This window comes from Curtobacterium sp. 320, assembly GCF_031455235.1.
In the GTDB taxonomy this organism is placed as follows: Bacteria; Actinomycetota; Actinomycetes; order Actinomycetales; family Microbacteriaceae; genus Curtobacterium.
The window spans coordinates 17,305-40,939 of record NZ_JAVDSI010000014.1; the positions used below are offsets into that span (position 1 = coordinate 17,305).

19 protein-coding genes are annotated in these 23,635 nt (G+C 72.0%); 7 read left to right on the plus strand and 12 right to left on the minus strand.

The genetic code is table 11. The features are described 5' to 3' along the window. Positions 1 to 2 precede the first annotated feature (2 nt). Positions 3 to 3,155, minus strand: a complete 3,153-nt coding sequence (aroA, locus tag J2X60_RS15990) for a 3-phosphoshikimate 1-carboxyvinyltransferase (RefSeq protein ID WP_309888880.1) — start codon at positions 3,153 to 3,155, stop codon at positions 3 to 5. A gap of 118 nt (positions 3,156 to 3,273) precedes the next feature. Here aroA and J2X60_RS15995 point away from each other — a divergent pair, with 118 nt between their 5' ends. From J2X60_RS15995 to J2X60_RS16005, 3 genes are all read left to right on the plus strand, one after another. Next, the gene (locus tag J2X60_RS15995) at positions 3,274 to 4,413 is read left to right on the plus strand and encodes a glutamate--cysteine ligase (RefSeq protein WP_217637395.1); all 1,140 of its coding nucleotides are present in this window, start codon (positions 3,274 to 3,276) and stop codon (positions 4,411 to 4,413) included. Between the two features lie 98 nt (positions 4,414 to 4,511). Next, complete coding sequence (locus J2X60_RS16000; RefSeq protein WP_309888882.1) at positions 4,512 to 5,648, plus strand: tetratricopeptide repeat protein; 1,137 nt, start codon at positions 4,512 to 4,514, stop codon at positions 5,646 to 5,648. 23 nt (positions 5,649 to 5,671) lie between these two features. Beyond that, positions 5,672 to 6,916: an ATP-binding protein gene (locus tag J2X60_RS16005; protein ID WP_309888885.1), complete on the plus strand. Its 1,245-nt coding sequence runs from the start codon at positions 5,672 to 5,674 to the stop codon at positions 6,914 to 6,916. 74 nt (positions 6,917 to 6,990) lie between these two features. Here the strand turns inward: J2X60_RS16005 and ffh are convergent, their stop codons facing one another. Together ffh and J2X60_RS16015 are read right to left on the minus strand one after the other, a co-directional pair. Further along, positions 6,991 to 8,541, minus strand: a complete 1,551-nt coding sequence (ffh, locus tag J2X60_RS16010) for a signal recognition particle protein (RefSeq protein WP_309888886.1) — start codon at positions 8,539 to 8,541, stop codon at positions 6,991 to 6,993. Positions 8,542 to 8,585: 44 nt separating this feature from the next. Continuing rightward, positions 8,586 to 9,278 (minus strand): hypothetical protein, encoded by a 693-nt coding sequence (locus tag J2X60_RS16015; RefSeq protein ID WP_309888888.1) that lies wholly within the window; start codon positions 9,276 to 9,278, stop codon positions 8,586 to 8,588. A 59-nt stretch (positions 9,279 to 9,337) separates the two neighbouring features. Between J2X60_RS16015 and J2X60_RS16020 the strand changes: the two genes are divergently transcribed. The 3 genes from J2X60_RS16020 to lipA all read left to right on the plus strand — a co-directional run bounded on the left by J2X60_RS16020 (position 9,338) and on the right by lipA (position 11,622). Continuing rightward, on the plus strand, positions 9,338 to 9,871 hold the full coding sequence (locus J2X60_RS16020; protein ID WP_309888890.1) for a hypothetical protein: 534 nt from the start codon (positions 9,338 to 9,340) through the stop codon (positions 9,869 to 9,871). Positions 9,872 to 9,934: 63 nt separating this feature from the next. Beyond that, positions 9,935 to 10,642 (plus strand): lipoyl(octanoyl) transferase LipB, encoded by a 708-nt coding sequence (gene lipB, locus J2X60_RS16025; RefSeq protein ID WP_309779849.1) that lies wholly within the window; start codon positions 9,935 to 9,937, stop codon positions 10,640 to 10,642. Further along, entirely contained in the window at positions 10,639 to 11,622 is a 984-nt protein-coding gene (gene lipA / locus J2X60_RS16030; RefSeq protein ID WP_309779850.1) for a lipoyl synthase, read from the plus strand. The genes lipB and lipA overlap by 4 nt, the downstream gene beginning before the upstream one ends. A gap of 96 nt (positions 11,623 to 11,718) precedes the next feature. Here lipA and J2X60_RS16035 read toward each other — a convergent pair whose 3' ends face one another. Together J2X60_RS16035 and ftsY are read right to left on the minus strand one after the other, a co-directional pair. After that, a complete protein-coding gene (locus J2X60_RS16035) occupies positions 11,719 to 11,877 on the minus strand; it encodes a DUF4175 domain-containing protein (protein ID WP_139199230.1) in 159 nt (52 codons plus the stop codon). A 58-nt stretch (positions 11,878 to 11,935) separates the two neighbouring features. Further along, positions 11,936 to 12,805, minus strand: a complete 870-nt coding sequence (ftsY, locus tag J2X60_RS16040) for a signal recognition particle-docking protein FtsY (RefSeq protein ID WP_309888892.1) — start codon at positions 12,803 to 12,805, stop codon at positions 11,936 to 11,938. A 218-nt stretch (positions 12,806 to 13,023) separates the two neighbouring features. On the opposite strand from ftsY, the gene J2X60_RS16045 reads away from it, so the two are divergent. Continuing rightward, on the plus strand, positions 13,024 to 14,052 hold the full coding sequence (locus tag J2X60_RS16045; RefSeq protein ID WP_309779852.1) for a TerC family protein: 1,029 nt from the start codon (positions 13,024 to 13,026) through the stop codon (positions 14,050 to 14,052). A 376-nt stretch (positions 14,053 to 14,428) separates the two neighbouring features. Here the strand turns inward: J2X60_RS16045 and J2X60_RS16050 are convergent, their stop codons facing one another. The 7 genes from J2X60_RS16050 to J2X60_RS16080 form a co-directional block, all read right to left on the minus strand. Continuing rightward, positions 14,429 to 18,232 (minus strand): AAA family ATPase, encoded by a 3,804-nt coding sequence (locus J2X60_RS16050; RefSeq protein WP_309888894.1) that lies wholly within the window; start codon positions 18,230 to 18,232, stop codon positions 14,429 to 14,431. A gap of 32 nt (positions 18,233 to 18,264) precedes the next feature. Beyond that, the gene (gene mutM, locus J2X60_RS16055; RefSeq protein WP_309888897.1) at positions 18,265 to 19,236 is read right to left on the minus strand and encodes a bifunctional DNA-formamidopyrimidine glycosylase/DNA-(apurinic or apyrimidinic site) lyase; all 972 of its coding nucleotides are present in this window, start codon (positions 19,234 to 19,236) and stop codon (positions 18,265 to 18,267) included. Between the two features lie 4 nt (positions 19,237 to 19,240). Further along, positions 19,241 to 19,966 carry a ribonuclease III gene (rnc, locus tag J2X60_RS16060; RefSeq protein WP_309888899.1) on the minus strand — a complete coding sequence of 242 codons (726 nt, stop codon included), beginning with the start codon at positions 19,964 to 19,966 and terminating at the stop codon, positions 19,241 to 19,243. A gap of 13 nt (positions 19,967 to 19,979) precedes the next feature. Further along, the gene (rpmF, locus tag J2X60_RS16065; RefSeq protein WP_022905230.1) at positions 19,980 to 20,183 is read right to left on the minus strand and encodes a 50S ribosomal protein L32; all 204 of its coding nucleotides are present in this window, start codon (positions 20,181 to 20,183) and stop codon (positions 19,980 to 19,982) included. Between the two features lie 47 nt (positions 20,184 to 20,230). Then, positions 20,231 to 20,833 carry a DUF177 domain-containing protein gene (locus tag J2X60_RS16070; RefSeq protein ID WP_070416418.1) on the minus strand — a complete coding sequence of 201 codons (603 nt, stop codon included), beginning with the start codon at positions 20,831 to 20,833 and terminating at the stop codon, positions 20,231 to 20,233. Between the two features lie 87 nt (positions 20,834 to 20,920). Next, positions 20,921 to 21,415 (minus strand): pantetheine-phosphate adenylyltransferase, encoded by a 495-nt coding sequence (coaD, locus tag J2X60_RS16075; RefSeq protein ID WP_070416419.1) that lies wholly within the window; start codon positions 21,413 to 21,415, stop codon positions 20,921 to 20,923. Between the two features lie 20 nt (positions 21,416 to 21,435). After that, positions 21,436 to 23,625 (minus strand): ATP-dependent DNA helicase RecG, encoded by a 2,190-nt coding sequence (locus tag J2X60_RS16080; protein WP_309888946.1) that lies wholly within the window; start codon positions 23,623 to 23,625, stop codon positions 21,436 to 21,438. Positions 23,626 to 23,635: the final 10 nt, after the last annotated feature.

Genomic DNA, 23,635 nt, shown 5'->3' on the forward strand with positions numbered 1-23,635 from the left:
TGTCAGTTCTCCTTCGTCGCGACGAGCGCGGCTGCCTGCTCGCGCAGGACGTTCTTCTGGACCTTGCCGACCGCGTTGCGCGGCAGCTCGGCGATGTACTCGAGACGCTCAGGCCAGTAGTACTTGCTCACGCCGGCCTTGTCGAGCGCGCGCTGCATCGCGGCGAAGTCGAGCTGCTCCGCTCCGGCCGCGGGCACGACGAACGCGCAGGCGCGCTCCCCGAGGCGGGCGTCCGGCATCGCGACGATCGCCACGTCGGTGACGAGCGGGTGCTGGTAGAGCAGGTTCTCGATCTCGACGACCGGGATCTTCTCACCACCGCGGTTGATGACGTCCTTGACGCGGCCGGTGATGGACAGGAAGCCCTTGGCGTCGACCTTCGCGAGGTCGCCGGTCTTGTACCAGCCGTCCTCGGTGAAGACGTCGTCCGTGAGGTCCTGCCGGTCGAGGTACCCGGCGAACATCGTCGGCGAGTGCAGCTCGAAGTTGCCCTCGGTGTCCGCCGGCAGCTCGTGCCCCTCGTCGTCGACGATGCGGATCCGGATGCCGGGCAGCGCGCGACCGTCGTGGCCGTAGGCGTCCGCCGGGTCGTCGGTCGGGCTGGAGAGCGCCCCGAGGCAGGTCTCGCTCGTGCCGAACGCGCCGAGGATCGCGGTGCCGAGGACCGTCGCGGCACGCTGGGCCAGTGCGCGGGGCACCGCGGCGCCCGTCGGCACGAAGATCCGGAGGGACTCGGGCTGTCCGGCCCCGGCCTCGACGAGGTCGACGAGGTCGGTCAGGAACGGCGTCGCGCACTGCACGAACGTGGCCTTCGCGGCACCGAACGCCTGCTCGAGCGCGACGGTGCCGTCCCACACGGGCTGGATGACCTGCGGTGCGCCGAGCCGGAAGGCCAGGAGCATGCCGTACAGGAACCCGGTCTGGTGGGCGAGCGGCGACGGGATGTAGATCCGGTCCTCGCTCGTCAGGCCGGACTGCGCGACGTGCATCGCGGTCGCCAGGCCGAGCGTGCGGTGCGGGTGCTGCACGCCCTTCGGCTCGCCGGTCGTGCCGGAGGTGAAGAGCAGCTGGCAGACGTCGTCCGGGCCGGGCGCGTGGGACAGGATCTGGTCGACGTCCACCTGGACCGAGTCGAGCGCGGTGTCGAAGTAGCGCCAGTTCCACTCGCTCGCGGCGACGCGGTCGGCGGCGTCGGCGGGCAGCGGCGGCTGGTTCGTCGGGCTGTCCGCCTGCCCGCGGGCCTCGGAGCGGAGCACGACCACGTGCTCGACCGACAGGCGGCGCTTCTGGGCCTTCGCCTCGTCGATGACCTCGAGCAGTTCGAGCGCCGGACGACGCTTCCGGAAGACGTTCGGCAGGAAGACCACGCGGGCGCGGGACCGGGCCAGCGTCATCGTGGTCTCGCGGGGACCGAACACGGGCATGATCGGCGTCGCGACGGCACCGATCTGGATCGCACCGAGGGTGATCGAGACGAACTCGCGCCAGTTCGGCAGCTGCATCGCCACGGACTCGCCCGTGCGGACACCGAGCTCGAGGAGCAGGGCGGAGACCTTGTCGGCCTCGTCCTGCAGCTCGCGCCACGTCGTGTTCACCGGCTCGGGGCCGCCGACCTCGATCACGGCGAGGCCGTCCGGGTCCTGCTGGGACAGTGCGCGGACCTTCTCGCTGAGGACGAGCGGGTCGGCGTCGACGCCGGCGAGCTCGGGCAGCGCGCTCGTCACCGTCTCCTGCTCCTCCCCCAGGTCCGTGCTCTCCGCAGCGGCCTCGGCGGCGTCGATCCGGTCGTCGCGGGCGATCTGCGCCTCGGCGCCGTCGCCGACCTCCATGTCGAGGCCGACCGAGTTCATCGCCTCGAGGAAGGTCGGGTACGAGATCCGGTAGGCGCGCGGGTAGGTGAGGGCGGAGACGCCGTCGGCCTTCGACGCGGCGACGGCCAGCGACATGAGCACGCGGTGGTCGTTGAACGAGGACATCGGCGACCCGTGGAGGTCACCCGGACGGACACCGGTGACGCGCAGCTCGTCGGCGCCCTGCTCGGCGCGGCCGCCCAGTCGGTTGAGCTGGAGCATCGCCGCGACGCGGTCGGACTCCTTCAACCGGATGTGCGCGACGTTCCAGAGCCGGGTCGTGCCCTCGGCGAAGGTCGCCATCGTGGACAGGATCGGCAGCAGGTCCGGGATCGGCTGGCAGTCGATGTCGAGGGGGCGCAGTGGGGAGCCGTCGTGCTCGATGCGCACGAAGCCGGTCTCCTCGTCGATCCGCATCGGGACGCCCATCGCCGTGGCGAGGTCGAGGAACTCGCTCTCCGGGTGGTCGGTCTCGGCGGTGGTGAACGCCGCCATGCCGCGGAGCAGCACGTTCGACTCGCGGATGCCGGCCGCGGCGATGCCGAACGCCGCCGAGCCGATGTCCGGCGGGATCACGTAGTCGTGCGGGGTGGCCTGCTGGTTCGCCGGGATCCGGTACTCGAGCCAGTCGTCGGACACCTCGACCGTGAGGCCGAACTGGCGCATCATGCGCACGGTCAGCTCGACGTACGGCTGCTCGTTGAGCCGTCCGCCGGTGATGTGGATCCGGGTCTCCTCCTCCGCGAAGGGCGCGACGAGGAGCAGGCCGGAGATCCACTGCGACAGGGTGCCGGCGATCTGGACGTCGCCGCCGCGCGGACGCTTCGGCTGCACGGTGACCGGCGGGCAGTCGTTCGTGGCCTCGAGCTCGATGCCCATCTGGGTGAGCGAGGTGAGCAGGGCCTTGATCGGGCGGCGCTGGAAGTACTTCATGCCCGAGAGGGTCATCGGCTTGTCCGCCAGCGACGCGAGCCCCGTCATGAAGTAGAGCGTGGTGCCCGAGGAGCCCATGTTGAGGAGCCCGTCGGCGCCCCGGGAGCCGTGGTCGACGACGTCGGTGGCCTCGTACCGACCGCCGAGGCCGGTGACGTGGTACTCGTTCCCGCGACGCTTGACGTCGACGCCGAGGGCACGGAGCGTGCCCACGGTCCACTCGACCTGCCGGGTCGCACTGATGCCGGAGACGATGCTCGTCCCCTTCGCCAGCGACGCGAGCACCAGCGCGCGGTGCGCGTGGTACTTCGAGACCGGGATGTCGAGTTCTCCGACGAGCGGTGCGTTCGTCCCGCGCACGACCAGCTGCATGCCTACCTCTTCCCTGTTGAGCGTTACTACGGTACGCCCGGTGTGGATCGTCTGTGAATCGGATCCGCACGACCGGGAGTGCGGTTCCTTGTGCGTGTCCGACAAGGAGCCGGGCAGGATGTACAGCATGGACATCCGTTTCACCGAGTCCCGCCCGTCGACCATCGGCGTCGAGTGGGAGCTCCCCCTGGTCGACCGGGACACCGGCGACCTGACCCCGCGTGCCCCCGCCGTCATCCAGGCGGTGCAGCAGCGGCTCGGTGACCACGACCGGGTGACCGAGGAGCTCCTGACGAACACGGTCGAGGTCGTCACCGGCGTCCACTCGCGGGTGAGCGGTGCCACGAGCGAGCTGTCCGGCATCATCGGCGAGGTCGTCGACGCCGCCGAACCGCTCGACGCGCAGGTCATGTGCGCCGGCACCCACCCCTTCGCCGTGTGGGACCAGCAGGAGATCACGCCGGACAGCGAGCACTACACGACCCTCATCGACCGCACCCGGTGGTGGGGCCGTCAGATGCTCATCTGGGGCGTGCATGTCCACGTCGGCATCGACGACCGCGACAAGGCACTGCCGATCCTCGGCGCGATGCTCGCGTACGTCCCGCACCTGCAGGCCTTCACCGCCTCGAGCCCGTTCTGGGCGGGGACCGACACCGGGTACGCCTCGAACCGCGCCCTGATGTTCCAGCAGCTGCCGACCGGTGGCCTGCCGCCGGCACTCGGCGCGTGGGCGAACTTCGAGGAGGTCGTCGACGACCTCACCCGCACCGGCGTCATCGAGGGCGTCAAGGACCTTCGTTGGGACATCCGCCCGTCGCCCGGCTGGGGCACCCTCGAGAACCGCGTCTCCGACGGCATCTCGACCCTGCACGAGGTCGGGGCCGTGACCGCGCTCGTCCAGTGCCTCGTCACCGAGATGTCCGACCGGCTCGACGCCGGCGAGACCCTGCCGACCATGCAGCCCTGGTTCGTCCGCGAGAACAAGTGGCGCGCGGCCCGGTACGGCATGGAGGCCGAGATCATCACGAACGCGGCCGGCGACGAGCGGCTCGTGACCGACGAGGTGCACGACCTCGTGCAGCGGCTCGACCCGGTGGCGGACCGTCTCGGGTGCCAGCAGGAGCTGCACCACCTCGACACGATGATCGCGGACGGCGCCTCCTACCAGCGGCAGTTGCAGGTCGCGCAGGAGAACGGCGGAGACCTCCGCGCCGTCGTCCGGCACCTGGTCACCGAGCTGCGCGACTCGCTCTGACCGTCACCGTCCGACGGACGGGAGGCGCGGTGCCAGCCGGCACCGCGCCTCCCGTCTGGGGGACGTGCGGGAGTCCGCGCGACCGCTACAGTTCCCCTGTGACAGGGGGGACCGCGGAACGCGGAGCAGGGCCGACCGTCCAGCGCGCGGCCGCGCTGATCGACGCGGGACGGCCCGCCGACGCGCTCGCCGACCTGGCCGTCGTCGAACGGGACCAGGGCGCTTCGGTCGCCGGGCACCGCGTCCGGGCGCTTGCCCTCCTGGCGCTCGACCGACCGGACGAGGCCCAGGACGAGGCCCGACGCGCGGTCGGCCTCGCCCCCACCGACTCCGTCGCGCTCCGGATCCTCTCGACGGCCCTGGTCCGCTCGGGCGACCAGACCGGAGCCGTCGCCGCCGCGCGCCGATCCGTCGAGGCTGATCCCGGGTCGTGGCTCGCCCACCTCGCGGTGGCCGACGCCCTCTGGCTCGACGAGCGGCGCCGGCCCGAGGCGCTCCGTGCGAGCTACGAGACCGTGCGGCTGGCGCCGCTCGAACCGATGGCGCACCGCAGGCACGGCGACCTCCTGCTCGCGGCAGGACGGCAGCGCGACGCCCAGGCCGCCTACCGACGCGGCCTCGAGCTCGCCCCGGAGGACCGCGGCGCACGGCACAACTTCGCGGTGTCGCGACTCCGGCGGGGTCACGACGGCGAGTCCGCGCTCGCGTTCGCCGGGATCCTCGCGACGGACCCCACGAACGCGCTCGCCCGACGGAACCTCGTCGTCGGGGTCCTCAACCCGCTCGCGCGCATCCGGTTCGGACTCGGTGCCGGCGCCCTGATGACCGGCTTCCAGTACCTGGTCTCCCTCGACGCGCCGTCGGACGCCGGCCGCTGGTACACGACGCTCCCGCCGGTGATCGGACTCGCGCTCGCGGTGGTCGTCGTGCTCCGGTTCGCCGCCGAGACCCGGCCCCGAACGGGGTTCCTCGTGCGCGCGGCGCGGCGGGCGGTGCCCGGGTGGACGACGACCGTCGGCGTGCTCGGGGCCGCGACGGCCGTCTCGGTCGTGGGGCTCTTCCTCCCGCCGGTCGCAGCCGTGGTGGCACAGGGACTGGTGTTCGCCGGGGTCGTCGTCGCCTCGGTGCGCATCCGGAGGACGATGCGCGCGTTCCCGAAGACCACGCCCGTGCGGCAGGACGTCGACGAGGGACGGACCGACCGCGGCGACGACGGCTGGGGGAACCCGTGGTGAACGACGACGGACGAGGAGTCCCGATGGACGACGACCCACTGATCGACGCGATCCGGCGAGCCGTGGTGGCCGCTCCGGAGGACGTCACGCTCCGGGTCCACCTCGGCCGCCTGCTCCTCGACGCGGGGCGCCGGGTCGAGGCCACGACCGAAGCGGCGGCAGCGGTCGCGGTCGCCCCCGACGACGCCGCGGCCCGGGCGCTCATGCTCGAGGCGCTGCAACCCGACGCGACGGCCGGCCCCGCCGCGCCCGGACCGGACGACGCCGCGACGGACGACGCCGGTCCCCCACCCGCGACCGGGTTCGACTGGCACGCCGCCGAGCAGCAGGTGGAGCACATCGTCGAACCGGCGTTCGTCGACGACGACGGCCCCGACCCGGACCCCGCGTCGGCGTTCTCCGTCGAGCGCGCCGGTGTCCGGTTCGCCGACGTCGGTGGCATGGAGACCGTGAAGCAGCGCCTGACCGCGGCGTTCCTCGCACCGCTCGCGAACCCCGAGCTGCGCACGCTCTACGGCAAGAGCCTCCGGGGCGGCCTGCTCCTGTACGGGCCGCCCGGCTGCGGCAAGACGTTCATCGCCCGGGCCGTCGCGGGCGAACTCGGCGCACGGTTCATGAGCGTCTCGATCACCGACGTGCTCGACCCCTACGTCGGCCAGAGCGAACGGAACATCGAGGCCGTGTTCCGCGCCGCCCGGGCTGCGGCGCCCTGCGTGGTGTTCTTCGACGAGGTCGACGCGCTCGGACAACGGCGCAGTCAGACCCGGAGCTCGCACGTCCGCGGGATGGTGAACCAGCTCCTCACCGAGCTGGACGGCATCGACGGCGGGAACGAGGGCGTGTTCGTCCTGGCGGCGACGAACCAGCCCTGGGACGTCGACCCCGCGCTCCGCCGACCCGGACGGCTCGACCGCACCGTGCTCGTGCTGCCGCCGGACGCCCCCGCGCGCGAGGCGGTCTTCCGCGGCCACCTGCGGGACCGACCCGTCGAGGGCATCGACGCCGCAGCGCTCGCGAAGCGCACCGAGGGGTTCTCGGGCGCGGACATCGCCTACGTGTGCGAGGTCGCCGCGGAACGGGCGCTCATGGACAGCGTCACGACCGGGTCGGTCCGGCTGATCGGCATGGCGGACCTGCTCGGTGCCCTCGGTGAGGTGCGCCCGTCCACCGGTGCCTGGCTGGACGCCGCGCGCAACGTCGTCCTCTTCGGCGAGGACGACGGGACGTACGCCGACCTGCGGGCCTGGCTCAAGCGGTCCAAGCGCTGACCGACGGACGGGAGGCGCGGTGCCAGCCGGCACCGCGCCTCCAGTCAGTCAACTGGTTGCGATCGCGAGCCGCGTCAGCGACCCAGGAACTTCTGCAGCGACGCGAGCTCTTCCTCGGTCGGCGCCTTGCCGCCCTTGCCGCCGCCGAGCCCGAGCCCGGACCCCTTCGGCGCCTGCTGCGGCGCCGCGGCCGCACCCGCGGCGAGCGCCGCACGCTTCGCCGGGTTGCCGACCTTGGACTTCTTCTTGCCGCCCTGCTGCTGCTTCTTGCCGCCGTGCATGCCGGGGATCGGCCCCATGCCGGGCATCTGCGGGACGCCACCGCGGGCGACGGTCTTCATCATCTTCGCGGCCTGCTCGAACCGGTTCACGAGGGCGTTGACCTCGGTCACGGTGGAGCCGGCACCCTTGGCGATGCGGAGGCGGCGGGAGCCGTTGAGGAGCTTCGGCAGCTCGCGCTCCTGCGGGGTCATCGACTGGATGATCGCCTCGGTGCGGACGATCTCGCTCTCGTCGAAGTTGTCGAGCGCCTCGCGCATGCCCTTGGCGCCGGGGAGCATGCCGAGCATGCCCTTGATCGAGCCGGCCTTGCGGAGCTGCTGCATCTGCTCGAGGAAGTCGTTGAGCGTGAACGAGTCGCTCGCGATCTTCTCGGCGACCTTGCGCGCTTCTTCCTCGTCGAAGGCGCCCTGCGCCTGCTCGATGAGGGAGAGGATGTCGCCGAGGTCGAGGATGCGGCTCGCCATGCGGTCCGGGTGGAACGGCTCGAAGTCGTCGAGCCCCTCGCCGGTGGAGGCGAACATGATCGGACGGCCGGTCACGCTGGCGACCGACAGGGCGGCACCACCGCGGGCGTCGCCGTCGAGCTTCGAGAGGACGACGCCGGTGAAGTCGACGCCTTCCTGGAAGGCGCGGGCGGTGTTGACCGCGTCCTGACCGATCATCGCGTCGATGACGAACAGGACCTCGTCGGGGTCGACGGCCTTGCGGATGTTCGCGGCCTGCTTCATGAGCTCGGCGTCGACGCCGAGACGACCGGCGGTGTCCACGATGACGGTGTCGTACTGCTGGTCGACCGCGGCCTTGATGGCGTTCTTCGCGACCTTGACCGGGTCGCCGACGCCGTTGCCGGGCTCCGGCGCGAAGACGTGCACGCCGGCCTGTTCGCCGACGACCTGCAGCTGCTGCACGGCGTTCGGACGCTGGAGGTCCGCCGCGACGAGCATCGGCGTGTGGCCGTCCTTCTTGAGCCACTTGCCGAGCTTGCCGGCGAGCGTGGTCTTGCCGGCGCCCTGGAGGCCCGCGAGCATGATGACCGTCGGGGGCCGCTTCGCGAACTCGAGACGCCGCTGCTGGCCGCCGAGGATGCCGACGAGTTCCTCGTTGACGATCTGGACGACCTGCTGCGCCGGGTTGAGCGCACGGTTGACCTCGTCGGAGAGGGCCCGCTCGCGGACGGCTGCGGTGAACGCCTTGACGACCTCGAGCGCGACGTCGGCGTCGAGGAGCGCCCGCCGGATCTCGCGGACGGTGCCGTCGACGTCGGACGGAGTCAGCCGACCCTTGCTCCGCAGGTTGCGGAAGGTCTCGGTCAGCCGATCGGAGAGTGAACCGAATTGCGCCATGATCCGTCGATTCTACAAGGCCCCGCCCGGACGCTCTCGCCCGTTCACCGCAGGAGGACGCCCTCGGCGAGTTCCACCGTCGTGCCGAGCCCGAGATCGACCACCACCGGAGCCGACGACGGGGCTCGGTCGAGCGTCGGGAACCACTGCCGACCGGGCGACACCAGGATGAGCAGCCCGTCGACGTCGCCGACGGGGGCGAAGTCGGGCCGCGGCGGGTCGGCGTAGGGGTCGAGTCCGTGCTGGCGGAGGGCCTCGACCGCCCCGGGGACGTCGGGGACGGCGATGCCGACCTCACTGACCGACACGAACAGCGGGGCGAGCGGCGCGGCCTGCCCGGTGGCCGGCGCGCCCTGTCCGGCGGTCGGCGCGGCGTCGCCGTCGGGGAGCTCCCGTCGCTCGATGAGCTCGAGCAGCTGCCGGTCGGGCCCCTCGAAGTACACCGACCGCGAGTCCCAGCCCGCCGGCCCCTCGAACTCGTCGGCACCGTCCGCCCCGAGCACCGTCGCGACCTCGGCCACCCGGCGCTTCGCGTCCGCGAACGTCCCGGTCGGGATCGTGAACGCGAGGTGGTGCGCCCCGGTCATCCCGTCGAGCTCCCGGAAGACGAGCTGCGACGCCCCGACCGTGACCCGGACCGAGTCGTCGTCGGCGAGCACGGCGCACCCGAGTCGCTCGTAGCAGCGGGCGGTGTCGTCGAGGGAGCGGGTGGCGAGCTGGACCTGGCGGATGCGCATGGCCCCACCCGACACCCTCAACCGCGCTTCAGGTCAAGCCCCGGACTACTGTCCGTCGCATGCACCTCCGGGAGATCGACCTCGGCGGCTGGGCCCGTGCCGCTGCCGTCGCACTGCTCTGCGGGTTCGCCGCCGCCGTGTTCGCGTCGCGGTTCGCGATCCCGGTGTCGACCGTCGTGGCTGTCGGCATCGGCGCGGGGTTGCTCGTGACCGTCCTCGTCGTCGTCGCCTGGGCCACCATCGGCGGGTACGCCACCCAGCGGGCGCTGCGGGAGTGGGTTCGAGGGGGTCCGGAGCCGGTCGGCGTCCCCACCCGACGGCGGGTTCGGTGGCTCGCACACTTCGTGGACCGGACCAGCTGGTTCGCGTGGCTCTCCGCGGTCCTGGCCGTCCTGTTCCTCGCGCTGGTCGTCCCGCAGCTGTTCGACGCGACCGACTGGCAGGACGTCGTGCTCGCGCTCTTCCCCGGGGTGCTGTGGGCGGGCATCGCGGTGCACGTCTTCGCGGTCGAACGACGCCACCTGCCACGCGCTCGTGCGCTGTACGAGGAGGAGCTCCACACGGCAACGTGGCAGGACGTCCGCGTGCCGTGACCTCCGGACACCCGTCGATGCCGTTGTTGGACGGAGTACAGAAACTGTCGTAGCCTGGCGCGCATGCCGGAACTCGACATCGTGCGCCCGTCCGGGTTGCTGGACCACGCCGAGGGACTCGCACTGCAGCGGGCCCTCCACGCCGACGTCGTCGCCGGCCGCTCACCCGGAGCCGTCGTCCTGTGCGAGCACCCGTCCGTGTACACCGCCGGGCGTCGCACCGAACCGTCCGACCTGCCGACGGACGGCTCCCCCGTGGTCGACGTCGACCGCGGCGGACGGATCACCTGGCACGGACCGGGGCAGCTCGTCGCGTACCCGATCGTCCGGCTGGCCGAGCCGCTCGACGTCGTCGCCTGGGTGCGGGACCTCGAGCAGGTCATCGTCGACGCGGCGGCCGCCGTGGGTGTGCTCGCCGAGCGGGTCCCGGGACGCAGCGGCGCCTGGGTCCCCGGCCCGGCCGGTGCCCCGCACGCCAAGGTCGGCGCGATCGGCCTGCACGTCGCCGAGGGGGTGACGAGCCACGGCCTCGCGATCAACTGCACGAACAGCCTCGACGCCTACGCCGCGATCGTGCCGTGCGGGATCAGCGACGCGGGGGTGACGACCCTCAGCCGCGCAGCAGGTCGCACCGTGACGGTCGACGAGATCGTCCCCGTGGTGCTCGACCGCCTCCGCGCCGCAGAGCGGGGCATGCACGCCGGACACCGGATCAGCAGCGCCGCGGGCACGCCCGCCACCACGCCCACACGACAGGAGACCCTCGTATGACCCTCGCCCCCGAAGGCCGCCGGATGCTCCGCGTCGAGGCCCGCAATGCCGAGACCCCGATCGAGACCAAGCCGGCGTGGATCAAGACCCGCGCCACCCAGGGCCCGGAGTTCCGCGAGCTGTCCGGCCTCGTGCGGAGCAAGCAGCTGCACACCGTCTGCCAGGAGGCCGGCTGCCCGAACATCTTCGAGTGCTGGGAGGACCGCGAGGCCACCTTCCTCATCGGCGGCTCGCAGTGCACGCGCCGCTGCGACTTCTGCCAGATCGACACCGGCAAGCCCGAGCCGCTCGACCGCGACGAGCCCCGCCGGGTCGCGGACTCCGTCGCCGAGATGGGCCTCAAGTACGCCACGGTCACCGGTGTGGCCCGCGACGACCTGCCCGACGGTGGCGCCTGGCTCTACGCGGAGACGATCCGCCAGATCCACGAGCACTCCCCCGGCACCGGTGTCGAGATCCTCGTGCCCGACTTCAACGGCCGCCCGGACCAGCTCGGACAGGTGTTCGCCGCCCGCCCCGAGGTCTTCGCCCACAACGTCGAGACCGTGCCCCGGATCTTCAAGCGAATCCGCCCGGCGTTCACCTTCGAGCGCTCCCTCGACGTCATCACGCAGGGACGCGACGCGGGGCTGGTCACGAAGTCGAACCTGATCCTCGGCATGGGCGAGGAGCGCATCGAGATCGAGGACGCCCTGCAGCGGTTGTACGACGCCGGCACGGACATCATCACGCTGACGCAGTACCTCCGCCCGTCGCCGCGGCATCTGCCGGTCGCGCGGTGGGTCGCACCCGAGGAGTTCGTCGCCCTGCGCGAGGTGGCCGAGGAGATGGGCTTCGCCGGGGTCCTCGCCGGGCCGCTGGTCCGGTCGTCCTACCGGGCCGGGCGCCTCTGGGCGCGTGCCACGGTCACCCGCGGCGGCACGGTGCCGGAGCACCTGTCCCACCTGCTCGACGCGACGCCGGGTCGCCAGGCCGTCTGAGCGGTGGGACCGGACGGACGACGGACGGGAGGCGCGGTGCCAGCTGGCACCGCGCCTCCCGTTCCGCGCATGCGTCCGTGACGGACGCGTCGGTCGCTACGCGCGACCGCGGATGCTCCTGAGCAGCCAGCCGATGACGGCCAGGATGATGAGGACGATCCCGACCCACAGCAGGAACTTCAGGGCACCGACGAAGATGCCGCTGAAGAGCAGGACGAGGCCGACGATGATCGCGATGATCAGCAGAGCGGGCATGTGAGGGCTCCTTCCGTGTACCTGGACGATCCCTGTACTGCGCAGACGGTACCCGGAATCAGCCGACGAGGTTCTGCACGAACACGTGCGGGGTGAAACCGGTGAGGTCGTTGATGCCCTCGCCCTGGCCGATGAGCTTGATCGGGATGCCCGTCTTCTCCTGCACGCTCAGCACGAACCCGGCCTTGGCCGAGCCGTCGAGCTTGGTGATGACGAGGCCGGTGACGCCCGCGCCCTCGATGAACGCCTGCGCCTGCGCGAGGCCGTTCTGGCCGGTCGTGGCGTCGAGCACGAGCAGGACCTCGGCGATCTCGGTCTGCTTCTCGACCACGCGCTTGATCTTGGTGAGCTCGTCCATCAGCCCGGCCTTGGTGTGCAGTCGGCCGGCGGTGTCGATGACGACGATCTCGGTGTTGTCCCTGATGGCCTTCTCGACCGTCTGGTACGCGACCGACGCCGGGTCCTGCCCGGGCTGAGCCGGTCGCACGACGTCGACGCCCGCTCGCTCCGCCCACGTCGCGACCTGCTCGACCGCGGCGGCGCGGAAGGTGTCCGCCGCACCGACGAGCACGGTGCGGTCGTACGTCTTGAGGAACTTCGCGAACTTGCCGATGGTCGTGGTCTTGCCGACGCCGTTCACCCCGACGACGAGCACGACCGCCGGCCGGTTGCTGAGCTTCAGCGTGGTGTCGAGCTTCGACAGCCGTTCCTCGAGCACCTCGCGCAGCATCCGCTGGAGGTCGGCGGGGTCCGTCGTGCCGTAGCGGTCGACGCGCGCGTGGAGGTCCTCGATGATCTCGTCGGCGATGTCCGGGCCGAAGTCCGCACCGATGAGCGCCGTCTCGAGGTCCTCCCACGTGGTCTCGTCGATCGTCTTGCGCTGGAACAGCCCGCGCAGCCGGGAGGACAGTGACCAGGAACTCGCCATGTTCCCAGCTTAGAGCGCGGCGCATGTGGGCGGCGCCCGGTACCCTCGACACCACGAAGGGGAGTATTCCTCCTCGGTGTCCCCGTCAGTACGGTCCGGAACGATCCGGGCCCGGGGCGCCGGTCGTGGTCGACACATCGTGCGGACCGCGGCGGAAGAGACCTTCAGGCCTCGGCGTACCCACCACCTGGTTGCGCCCATCGACCTGAAGGAAACCCGTGGACGTCCCACTCTTCGTCTGGCTCCTCACCATCGCAGGCATCCTCGCGCTGCTGGTGTTCGACTTCTTCTCGCACGTGCGCACCCCGCACGTCCCGCACATCAGGGAATCCGCGTTCTGGTCGGCGTTCTACGTCGGGCTCGCGATCCTGTTCGGTGTCGGCATCCTCGTCTTCGGCGGCGGACAGGCCGGCGGTGAGTACTTCGCCGGGTGGCTGACCGAGAAGGCACTGTCGGTCGACAACCTGTTCGTCTTCCTCATCATCATGACGAGCTTCGCCGTGCCGAAGGAGTTCCAGCAGAAGGTCCTGCTCGTCGGCGTCGCGATCGCCCTCGTCGCACGCGGCATCTTCATCGCCCTCGGCGTCACGATCATCGACAACTTCTCGTGGGTGTTCTACCTGTTCGGCGCGCTGCTCTTCTGGCTCGCCTGGTCGCAGGCCCGCAGCGGCAACGACCACGGCGGCGACGAGGGTGACTCCCGCCTGATCCGGATCCTCAAGCGCGTCATCCCGACCTCGGACCACTACGACGGCGACCGCCTCACCACGAAGGTCGACGGCAAGCGCCTGTTCACGCCGATGCTGCTCGTGATGGTCGCGATCGGCCTCACCGACGTGCTCTTCGCGCTCGACTCGATCCCCGCGATCTTCGGGCTGACGCAGGACGCCTTCATCGTGTTCACCGCGAACGCGTTCTCGCTGCTCGGGCTCCGTCAGCTGTACTTCCTCATCGCCGGGCTGCTCGAACGCCTCATCTACCTCGGGCAGGGCCTCGCGGTCATCCTCGGGTTCATCGGCGTCAAGCTCGTCTTCCACGCCATGCACGTCAACGAGCTGCCGTTCATCAACGGTGGTGAGCACATCGAGTGGGCGCCGGAGATCCCGATCTGGTTCTCGCTGGGCTTCATCATGCTGACGATCGCGGTCGCCACGGTGGCGTCGCTCGTGGTGTCGAAGCGTCGCCAGGAGCGCGGGCTCACCCCGACGGGCGAGCCGAAGGAGGCCGTCGAGGCCGACGCGCACTAGTCGCGGCCACACGCCAGACGGGAGGCGCGGGGGCCGGTGGGCCCCCCCCCCCCCGCCGGGGGGGGGGGGGGGGGGCCGGGGGGGGCCCCCTGGGGTGCCGGGGGCCCCCCACCGACGTGGGGCGGCGCCCCCGGCGGCGCGGCGGGGGGGCGCCGGGCGGGGGGGCCCCCTCCGCCCCCCGGGGCCCCCCCGGCCGGCGGGGGCCGCCCGCCCCCCCCCCCCCCCCCCCCCGGGGGGGGGGGGGCCCCGGGCCCCCCCCGCCTCCCGTCCGTCTGTGGTCGCGCAGGCCGGCGGTGCGCCGAGTCTCGGCCAGGCGGACAGTTTCGTGGCCGCGAGGTCACGAAACTGTCCGCGGAGCTGAGTCTCGGACTCGGGCCTACGCGACCGCCGGCTCCGGCGACCGCTTCTGCACCCGCTGGCCGACGACGGCGGAGACGCCGTCCTGCCGCATCGAGACCCCGTACAGCGCGTCGGCGATCTCCATCGTGCGCTTCTGGTGCGTGATCACGATGAGCTGCGACGACGCCCGCAGCCGCTCGAACACCGTCAGCAGCCGCCCGAGGTTGGCGTCGTCGAGCGCCGCCTCGACCTCGTCCATGATGTAGAACGGCGACGGGCGGGCGGTGAAGATCGCCACGAGCAGCGCCACCGCGGCCAGGGACCGCTCGCCGCCGGACAGCAGGGTCAGCCGGTCGATCTTCTTGCCGGCGGGCTTCACCTGCACCTCGATGCCGGTGTTCAGCAGGTCGTCGGGGTTCGTCAGCGTGATCGACCCGGAGCCGCCAGGGAAGAGGATCGGGAAGATGACGTCGAACGCCTCCTTCGTGTCGTCGAACGCGGACTCGAAGATCGTCTGCATCTTCTGGTCGAGCTCGTCGATGATCGTCATGAGGTCGGTCCGGGTCTTCTGCAGGTCCTCGAGCTGCTCGGCGAGGAACGCGTGGCGCTGCTCGAGCGCCTGGAACTCCTCCAGCGCGAGCGGGTTCACCTTGCCGAGCTGCCCGAGGTCCCGCTCGGCCGCCTTGAGCCGTCGCTCCTGCTCGGCGCGGACGTACGGCACCGTCTCGACGTCGGCGGGGTCGACGTCCTCGGTGGCGTCGAACTCGGGCAGGGCGGGGCCGCCCGGGAGCGTCGACTCCGCGTCGACCAGTTCGACCAGGTCGTCGTCGGCGTCGGAGGTCGGGTCGGCGTCGGTCGGCGAGTCGGCGTCGGTCGGCGAGTCGTCGGACTGGAGGCGCGGCTCGGCCCCGTCCTCTTCTGTCGCCTCCGGCACGGCGCCGTCCAGGGCCGTCCCCGCCGCGGCGGCAGCGGCCGCCCGCTCGGCGTCGCGGTGCTTCCGGGCGAGGACCCGGGGGTCGATCAGGACGTCCACCGGGACCGGCACATGCGGGCCGTACTCGGCGACGAGCACGGCCTCGACGAGCCCGAGCTCGCTCTGCGCCCGGTCGAGTACGCCGGACACGTGCAACTTCTTCTCGTAGATCTCCATCTCGAGCGAGTGCACGCCGTCGGTGATGGACTGGAGGCGGTCGCGGAGCTCGCGCTCCTCGTTCCGGATCGTCTGGAGCTCGGTGTTCCGCTTCGACCGCTCGGCCTCCTCGGTGGCGAGCTGCACGCGGGCCTCGGCGAGGGACCGGTCGACGGCACCGAGCAGCCCGGGCAGGTCGGCGAGCACGTCCTCGGCGACGGCGATCTGGCCACGGCGGATCACGGCGAGTCGTGCGGCCTCCGCCGCTGCGGCGCGTTCGGCCTCGAGCTGCCGCTCCAGCTGGTCGGCGCGGGTCCGCTCCGCACGGACACGCTCGCGGACGGTCTCGACCTGGATGCGCTGCTCGATCTCGGCGGCGCGCGCGGCCTCGAGCGCGTCCTGCAGCCCGGGGCGCTCGGACGCGTCGACGACGGGGCGCGGACGGTCGGCGAATTCTTGGCGCGCGCGTTCCGCCTCGGCCAGGGCCGCCTCGGCAGCCTCGACGGCGCCGTCGGTCTCGGCGAGGGCCGCACGCAGTCGCTCGACCTCGGCGGCCGCGTTCTCCACCTTCGCGCGGGTCGACGCGCTGGTCCGGTCGTACTCCGCCTTCGCCCGGGCGTGGGCGCGCGAGGCCGCGTCCGCATCGTCCGCCGCGCGACGTGCGTCCTCGACGGCGGTGCGGGCGGCCTGGAGGCGCGTGGCCGCGTCCTCGGCGTCGCGCGCGATCGCGTCGCGGCGGGTCACGGCGTCGTCGCGTTCCGCGACGAGTTCGATGCGCGAGGTCACGCGCTCCCCGCCGCCCGTCACGCGGACCGCACGGACGAGGTCACCGGACCGCGTCACCACCGTGGCCTGCGGGGCGGCGGTGAGCACCGCCTCCAGGTCGACCCCGTCGGTGTCGGCGACGAGCGTGTCCCGCAGGATCGCGGCGATCGCCGGCGGACCCTGTACGAGGTCGAGCGCGCGGCGGACCCCGGCCGGGAGCCGCTCGGGCAGTCCGGACGGCGGGGCGTCGGCGTCGGCGACCACGACGTCGATGCGTCCGATGTCCTCGGTGCGGGCGTGCGCGACGGCGTCGAGCGCGACGGACCGGTCGTCGGCGAGGACAGCGTCGGCGAGCCCGTCGAGGGCGATCGCGATCGCCCCTTCGAACCCGGGCGTCACGCTGAGACGGTCCGCGAGGCGACCCACGATGCCGTCGCGCCCGGCCTCGATGAGCGCCTGCGAACCGTCACGGACGTCGATCGACATGCCGAGCGCGGCGACACGGGCGTCCAGGGCGTCCCGTTCGCGCTCGAGGGCGTGCAGGCGGTCCCGGAGTTCGTCACGCGCCGCCTGGGCCGCTTCCTGCTGCTCGCGGGCGGTCTCGAGCGCGGCGGTCAGCGCGTCCTCGTCGATGCCCTCGGACGGGTCCGCGCCGAGTTCGGCGAGGGCCGCAGCCGCCCGTTCGGACCGCTCCCCCGCCTCGGCCAGCGCCCGCTCGCGCCGTTCCCGGTCGGTCACCGCGGAGCCGCGCTTCGACGTCGCCACGTCCACCGCGGACCCGAGGCGCTGGGCCTCGAGGTCGTGCTGCGAGACGAGGGCTGCCTGGGCGGCGATCCGTTCGTCGAGGGCGTCGAGCGCCGCACGCGCCGCCTGCACCCGCTGCGCCGCCACCGCCGTGCCGCCGGTCATCTCCGCCGCCTGCGCCTCGAGCCGGTCCGCTTCGTTCCGGACGCCCTGCACCTGCTCCGGCGTGATCGTGGGGCCCTGCTGCGGTGCGTCGGCCTGCTGCGCGAGGAACATCAGGCGCTGGTTCGCCAGGCTCGACAGGCCGCGGAGCCGCTCCTGCACGCTCTCCAGCCGGTGCACCACCGTGCGGGCGCGGTCGACGTCGTCGCCGACCACGCTCTGCTCGACGTGCTGCTGGCGGGCACGGGTCTGGTCGAGCCGTTCCTGCAGCACGATGCGCTCGGACTTGCGGCCGGCCTCGACCTCCTGGTGCTCGTGGAGCTCGCGGCGCAGGCGGACGACGTCGTCGGCGAGGATGCGGGCCTTGGCGTCACGGGCGACCGCGGCGACCGACTGGGCCTTGCGCGCCACCTCGGCCTGGCGTCCGAGGGGCTTCAGCTGGCGGCGGATCTCCCCCGCGAGGTCGGACAGGCGCGTCAGGTTCGTCTGCATCGCGTCGAGCTTGCGGAGGGTCTTCTCCTTGCGTCGACGGTGCTTCAGGATGCCCGCGGCCTCCTCGATGAAGCCGCGGCGGTCCTCGGGCGTCGCGTGGAGGACCTTGTCGAGCTGGCCCTGGCCGACGATGACGTGCATCTCACGGCCGAGGCCGGTGTCGCTCAGGAGCTCCTGGACGTCGAGCAGGCGGCAGTTCTCGCCGTTGATCGCGTACTCGCTGCCGCCGTTGCGGAAGAGCGTGCGGGAGATCGTGACCTCGGAGTACTCGATCGGCAGCAGGCCGTCGGCGTTGTCGATCGTCAGCAGCACCTGCGCACGGCCGAGCGGACCGCGCGTCGAGGTGCCCGCGAAGATGACGTCCTCCATCTTGCCGCCACGGAGGGTCTTCGCCCCCTGCTCCCCCATCACCCAGGCGAGGGCGTCCACGACGTTGGACTTGCCGGAGCCGTTCGGGCCGACGATGCACGTGACGCCCGGTTCGAACGCGAACGTCGTCGGCTGCGCGAAGGACTTGAACCCCTTGATGGTCAGGCTCTTCAAGTACATGCGGTCTCCGGATGCTCTGGTTGGGCGTCAGGCTAACGCGTGCGACGGCGTGGGCGTGGTTGGCACACGGCGCAGATGTGGCTCGATCGGTTCATGAAGGCCTCACGCACGATCGTGGTGCCGCACCGGGGGCACGGCTTCCCCTGCTGCCCGTACACGTGCAACCGCTGCGAGAAGTACCCGGACTGCCCGTTCACGTTGACGTACTGCGCGTCGAAGCTCGTGCCGCCGTCCTCCAGCGCACGGCCGAGGACGTGCCGCACCTCAGCCAGGAGGCCGTGCAGGTCGGCGCGGGTCAGCCGCTCGGCCGGGCGGTCGTAGTGCAGCCTGGCCGCCCAGAGGGACTCGTCGGCGTAGATGTTCCCGATGCCGCTCACGACGCCCTGGTCGAGCAGGACGCGCTTGATGCCGCTCGAGCGCTTCCGGGCGGTGGCGATGAAGCGGTCGTCGTCGAACGCGGGGTCGAGCGGGTCGCGGGCGATGTGCGACACCTGCTTCGGGATGCTCCGGCGCCACACGGCGTCGGGATCGACCTCGTCGACGTGTCCGGCGGAACCGGCCGGCGCCCCGTCGATCGTCGGGACCATCTCGTCGATCGCCATCGAGCCGAACGTGCGCTGGTCGACGAACTCGAGCTCGACCGGTGGCTCCGGGGAGCCGTCGCGGTCGGTGCCGGTGGGCTGGACGTCGAGGAGGATCCGTCGGTGCTTCGCCGCCTCGCGCCCGCGGCCGAGCAGGATCTGACCGCTCATGCCGAGGTGGGCCACGAGGGCCTCGGGTCGGTCGCCCTCGTGCTCGGGCTGCAGGGGCATCCAGAGGAACTTGCCACGACGGACCGCGGCGGCGATGGTGCGACCGGTCAGGCGGTCGGCGAAGTCCTCGGCCGGACCGTCGTGCCGGGTCAGTGCCCGGTCGTCGACGACGTCCACGTGCAGGACCCGCGCGCCGCTGACGGCGGGTTCGAGGCCGGCGCGGACGACCTCGACCTCGGGCAGTTCGGGCACGCGGTCAGGCCGCCCGGCCGGAGAGCTGCGTCCACGCCTGGAGCGCCGCTGCCATCTCGGCGGTCTTCTTGCTCGACCCGGTGCCGGTGGAGACGTCCTCGCCCTGGAGCACGACCGTGGCGTGGAAGGTCTTGTCGTGGTCGGGACCGGCCTCGGTCACGCGGTACGACGGGTTGCCGAGCGACAGGCTCGACGCGAGTTCCTGCAGGCTCGTCTTCGGGTCCATCGCGGCGCCGAAGCGGTCCGGGTCGATGAGGAGCGGTTCGACCAGCCGGAGCACCAGCTCGGTCGCCGGGTCGGGGCCGGCGGAGAGGTAGGTCGCGCCGATCACGGCCTCGACCGTGTCGGCGAGGATCGACGACTTGTCACGGCCACCGGTCTGCTCTTCGCCCTTGCCGAGCCGGAGGTACTGTCCGAGCCCGATCATGCGGGCGATCTCGGCGAGGGCGACGGTGGACACCAGGCTCGCGCGCCGCTTGGCGAGGTCGCCTTCGTCGAGGTCGGGGAAGGACCGGTAGAGCTTCACGGTCACGGCCTGGCCGAGGATCGAGTCCCCGAGGAACTCGAGGCGTTCGTTGTGCCCGATGCCACCGTGCTCGTACGCGTACGAGCGGTGGGTCAGGGCGAGCTGCAGGAGCTCGAGGTCGATGTCGGCCCCGAGGATGCCCTGCAGACGAACGACGTCCGGCCCCACGGGGCGGGACCCCGTGGCGCCGGACGTCGCTGTCATGCGTGTGGTCCGATCAGACGTCGGCGACCTTGCGGCCCTTGTACTCCATGTACAGGGGCGTGCCGGCGGAGTCCTCGACGACCTTGGCGCGGTGCGGGAGGCTGTAGGTGACCTTGCCGTTCTCGATCGTCTTCACGAGCTGGACCGGCGCGGCCTTCCACTGCGAACGACGGGCGTGCGTGTTGGCACGGGACTGCTTGCGCTTGGGAACGGCCATGGTGGTTCTCTTTCGGTTGGTCGGTGGTCAGTGGCGAGGGGCGGCGGTCAGTCGGCCTGGTCGGCGTCGGACCGCTCCTGACCCTCGGTGGTCTGGGGCGTGGTCGTGCTGGCTGCGTCGGTGTCCTCGCCGCCGCTCGTCGCGTCGTCGAGGGTGATGCCGCTCAGCGCAGCCCACCGCGGGTCCAGGACCTCGTGAGCGCGCTGCTCGCCGATGTCGGCCAGTCGCTCGCCCGTCACCGGGTCGAGGCCTGGGCAGTCCGGTCGGCAGACCGGCTGGAATGGCAGCGCCAGCACCACCGCATCTCGAACGACCTGTTCACAATCCACGTGGTCATCGTGAACGAAGAAGTCGAAATCCTCCGAGGCATCATACGCGAACAGCTCGGCGAAATCGACCTCGACGGGCTCGCTGATGTCGATGAGACACCGGGAGCACTCGCCCTCGGCCTCGGCGCTGGCGTGCCCGGAGACGAGGACCCCCTCGTGCAGGCCCTCGAGCCGGAGGTCGATGTGCATCTCTGCGCCTTCGCGGACGGAGATGACACCGGCTCCCATCGCATCCGGCACCGCGATGTCGAGCGAGTGCTCGCGCATCTCGCCCGGCCGGTGCGCGAGGTCGCGCACGCGCAGGGCGTAGGGGCTGTTCACGTGGGAAGACACGATCGACAAGCCTACATCGCTCGGGCCTGCGAGTCGAGGCGGGAGCAGGCGTGTCCGGTTCCGTGCGTCCGGCGCTCAGCGCCCGGTGTGCTCGTGGAGGGCCGCCGCGACCACCTGCGGCACGTACGGGGTCACGTCGCCGCCGAGGGACGCCACCTGACGGATGAGCGAGCTCGACACGTGGGCGCGGGCGGCCTCGGGCAGCAGGAACACCGTCTCGACGTCGGCGAGGTGGCGGTTCATGATCGCCATCGGGGTCTCGTACGCGACGTCCTCGCCGGATCGGACGCCCTTGACGAGGACCTTCGCACCGACCTGCCGGCAGTAGTCGACGAGCAACCCCGAGGTCCACTCCCCGACCCGGACGTTGTCGGACACGCCCGTCTCGACGAGCGACTCCTCGATGAGGCGGACACGGTCGACCGCGTCGAACATCGCCGGTCGCTTGTCGGGGTTGTGCACGACGAGCACGTGCACCTCGTCGAAGAGCCCCGCCGCACGCCCGATCACGTCGAGGTGCCCGAGGGTCACGGGATCGAAGGAACCGGGGACCACCGCGATCTGCGCCATGCCAGCGACGATACCGGCGTTCAGTTCTTGCCGAGGAACGCGGCGTCGGACTCGTCGAGCCGCCGGGCCAGGGCTTCGCGGAGCGCGGGGTGCCCGTCGAGCTGCGGATCGGGCTCCAGCACGCGCTCGGCTTCCTCGCGCGCGTCGACGATGAGGTCGGCGTGCTCCACGACGCGCAGCAGGTTGAGCGACGACCGCCCACCCGACTGCCGTTCGCCGAGCACGTCGCCCTCGCGCCGGAGCTCGAGGTCGACCCGCGCGAGCTCGAACCCGTCGTCGGACGCCGACACCGCGTCGACCCGTTCCCGCGAGGTCGTCTCGGCCTCGGCCGCGGTCACGAGCAGGCACACGCCGGCGTACTGGCCGCGGCCGATGCGCCCGCGGAGCTGGTGGAGCTGCGAGACGCCGAACCGGTCGGCGTCGAGCACGGCCATCATCGAGGCGTTCGGCACGTCGACGCCGACCTCGATCACGGTCGTCGCCACGAGGACGTCGACCGTGCCGGCCGCGAAGGAGGTCATCACGCGGTCCTTCTCGTCCGCCGTCATGCGACCGTGCAGGACCTCGATCCGGCGGCCGGCGAGCACGGGCATCGTCCGCATCCGTTCCGCCGTGGCGAGCACGGTGGCCGGGGCACGCTTCGGGGCGTCGTCGTTCGCCGGGTCGGGCTCGCCGTCGTCTTCCGTGTGGGCGTCGTCGATCGCCGGGCACACCACGAAGGCCTGTCGGCCGTCGGCGAGCTCCTCGGCCATGCGGGTCCAGATGCGGGACTCCCAGCCCGGGTGCTCGGCGAGCGGGACCGTGAAGGTCTCGACGCCGGCGCGGCCGGAGGGCAGCCCGGTGATCGTCGAGACGTCGAGGTCGCCGAACACCGTCATCGCCACCGTGCGCGGGATGGGCGTCGCGGTGAGGACGAGCACGTGCGGCGGTGTGGCCCCCTTCGTGCGGAGGGCCTCGCGCTGTTCGACCCCGAAGCGGTGCTGCTCGTCCACCACGACGAGGCCGAGCTCGGCGAAGTCGACCCGGTCGCCGAGGAGCGCGTGCGTGCCGACCACCAGCCGCGAGCTGCCGGACGCCGCCGCGAGCAGGGCCCGCCTCCGTTCGTCCGTCGACTGCGACCCCGTGAGGATCACCGGCCGGAGCTCGGCCGCGAGGTCGGGGCCGAGGAACTTCACGATCGACCGGAGGTGCTGCGCCGCGAGGACCTCGGTCGGGGCGATGAGCGCCGACTGCCCGCCGGACTCGGCCACGGTGAGCATCGCCCGGATCGCCACGAGGGTCTTGCCGGAGCCGACCTCGCCCTGCACGAGGCGGTGCATCGGCCAGTCCGCCGCCAGGTCGTGGGCGATCTCGGCGCCGACCGACCGCTGGTCGTCCGTGAGCGTGAACGGCAGCGTGGCGTCGAAGCGTTCGAGGATCCCGCCGGGCGCGGCGGAGCGCGGCGTCGCGGCCGTGGCGCGCGCGGCGATCCGGCGCTGCACGAGGGCGGTCTGGAGCACGAACGCCTCGCGGTAGCGGAGGGCGTCCTGCGCGCGCTTGAAGTCCGCGACCTTCTCGGGGCGGTGCAGGAGTTCGAGGGCCTTGCGGAACGGCACGAGGTCGAGCCGGGTCCGCACCCGGGCGGGTATCGGGTCCGGGACGTCGGGCAGGGTGTCGAGCACGATCGCCATCGACTTGGCGATCTGCCACGAGGTCAGCGTCGACGTCGCCGGGTAGATCGGGATCGGCTGGCGCGAGAAGCGGATGGCTTCCTCGGACTCGGGGTCCGCCGTCGCCCGGGGGTCGTCGCGGTCGAACAGCTCGTAGTCGGGGTGGGCGAGCTGCCGTGCGCCGCGGTAGTCGCCGACCTTGCCGGAGAAGATGCCACGGGCACCGGGCACGAGGTCCTTCATCCGCCAGCCCTGGTTGAAGAACGTCAGGGTGAGCAGCCCCTTGCCGTCACCGATCTTGGCTTCGAGGATCGAGCCGCGGCGCGCACGCATCGTCCGTTCGCGGACGTCGACGACCTCGGCCACGATCGTCACCGACTCGCCGATCGCGAGGGAGTCGAGCGCGGTCAGGGCGCCGCGTTCGGCGTAGCGCCGGGGTGCGTGCTCGAGGAACTCGCCGACCGTGCGGTACCCGAACGCCTTCTCGATCGCGCTCGCCGTCCGTCCACCGAGGACGGTCGACAACCGCGCGTCGAGCGGTGCGGAGCCGAGGTCCGGCACCGCCGGCTCG

Coding starts and splice junctions, on each gene's coding strand:
- aroA (WP_309888880.1), bottom strand. CDS start 3,155: ATGCAGCTGGTCGTGCGCGGGACGAACGCACCGCTCGTCGGAGAACTC.
- J2X60_RS15995 (WP_217637395.1), top strand. CDS start 3,274: ATGTACAGCATGGACATCCGTTTCACCGAGTCCCGCCCGTCGACCATC.
- J2X60_RS16005 (WP_309888885.1), top strand. CDS start 5,672: ATGGACGACGACCCACTGATCGACGCGATCCGGCGAGCCGTGGTGGCC.
- ffh (WP_309888886.1), bottom strand. CDS start 8,541: ATGGCGCAATTCGGTTCACTCTCCGATCGGCTGACCGAGACCTTCCGC.
- J2X60_RS16015 (WP_309888888.1), bottom strand. CDS start 9,278: ATGCGCATCCGCCAGGTCCAGCTCGCCACCCGCTCCCTCGACGACACC.
- J2X60_RS16020 (WP_309888890.1), top strand. CDS start 9,338: ATGCACCTCCGGGAGATCGACCTCGGCGGCTGGGCCCGTGCCGCTGCC.
- lipB (WP_309779849.1), top strand. CDS start 9,935: ATGCCGGAACTCGACATCGTGCGCCCGTCCGGGTTGCTGGACCACGCC.
- lipA (WP_309779850.1), top strand. CDS start 10,639: ATGACCCTCGCCCCCGAAGGCCGCCGGATGCTCCGCGTCGAGGCCCGC.
- J2X60_RS16035 (WP_139199230.1), bottom strand. CDS start 11,877: ATGCCCGCTCTGCTGATCATCGCGATCATCGTCGGCCTCGTCCTGCTC.
- ftsY (WP_309888892.1), bottom strand. CDS start 12,805: ATGGCGAGTTCCTGGTCACTGTCCTCCCGGCTGCGCGGGCTGTTCCAG.
- J2X60_RS16050 (WP_309888894.1), bottom strand. CDS start 18,232: ATGTACTTGAAGAGCCTGACCATCAAGGGGTTCAAGTCCTTCGCGCAG.
- rnc (WP_309888899.1), bottom strand. CDS start 19,966: ATGACAGCGACGTCCGGCGCCACGGGGTCCCGCCCCGTGGGGCCGGAC.
- rpmF (WP_022905230.1), bottom strand. CDS start 20,183: ATGGCCGTTCCCAAGCGCAAGCAGTCCCGTGCCAACACGCACGCCCGT.
- coaD (WP_070416419.1), bottom strand. CDS start 21,415: ATGGCGCAGATCGCGGTGGTCCCCGGTTCCTTCGATCCCGTGACCCTC.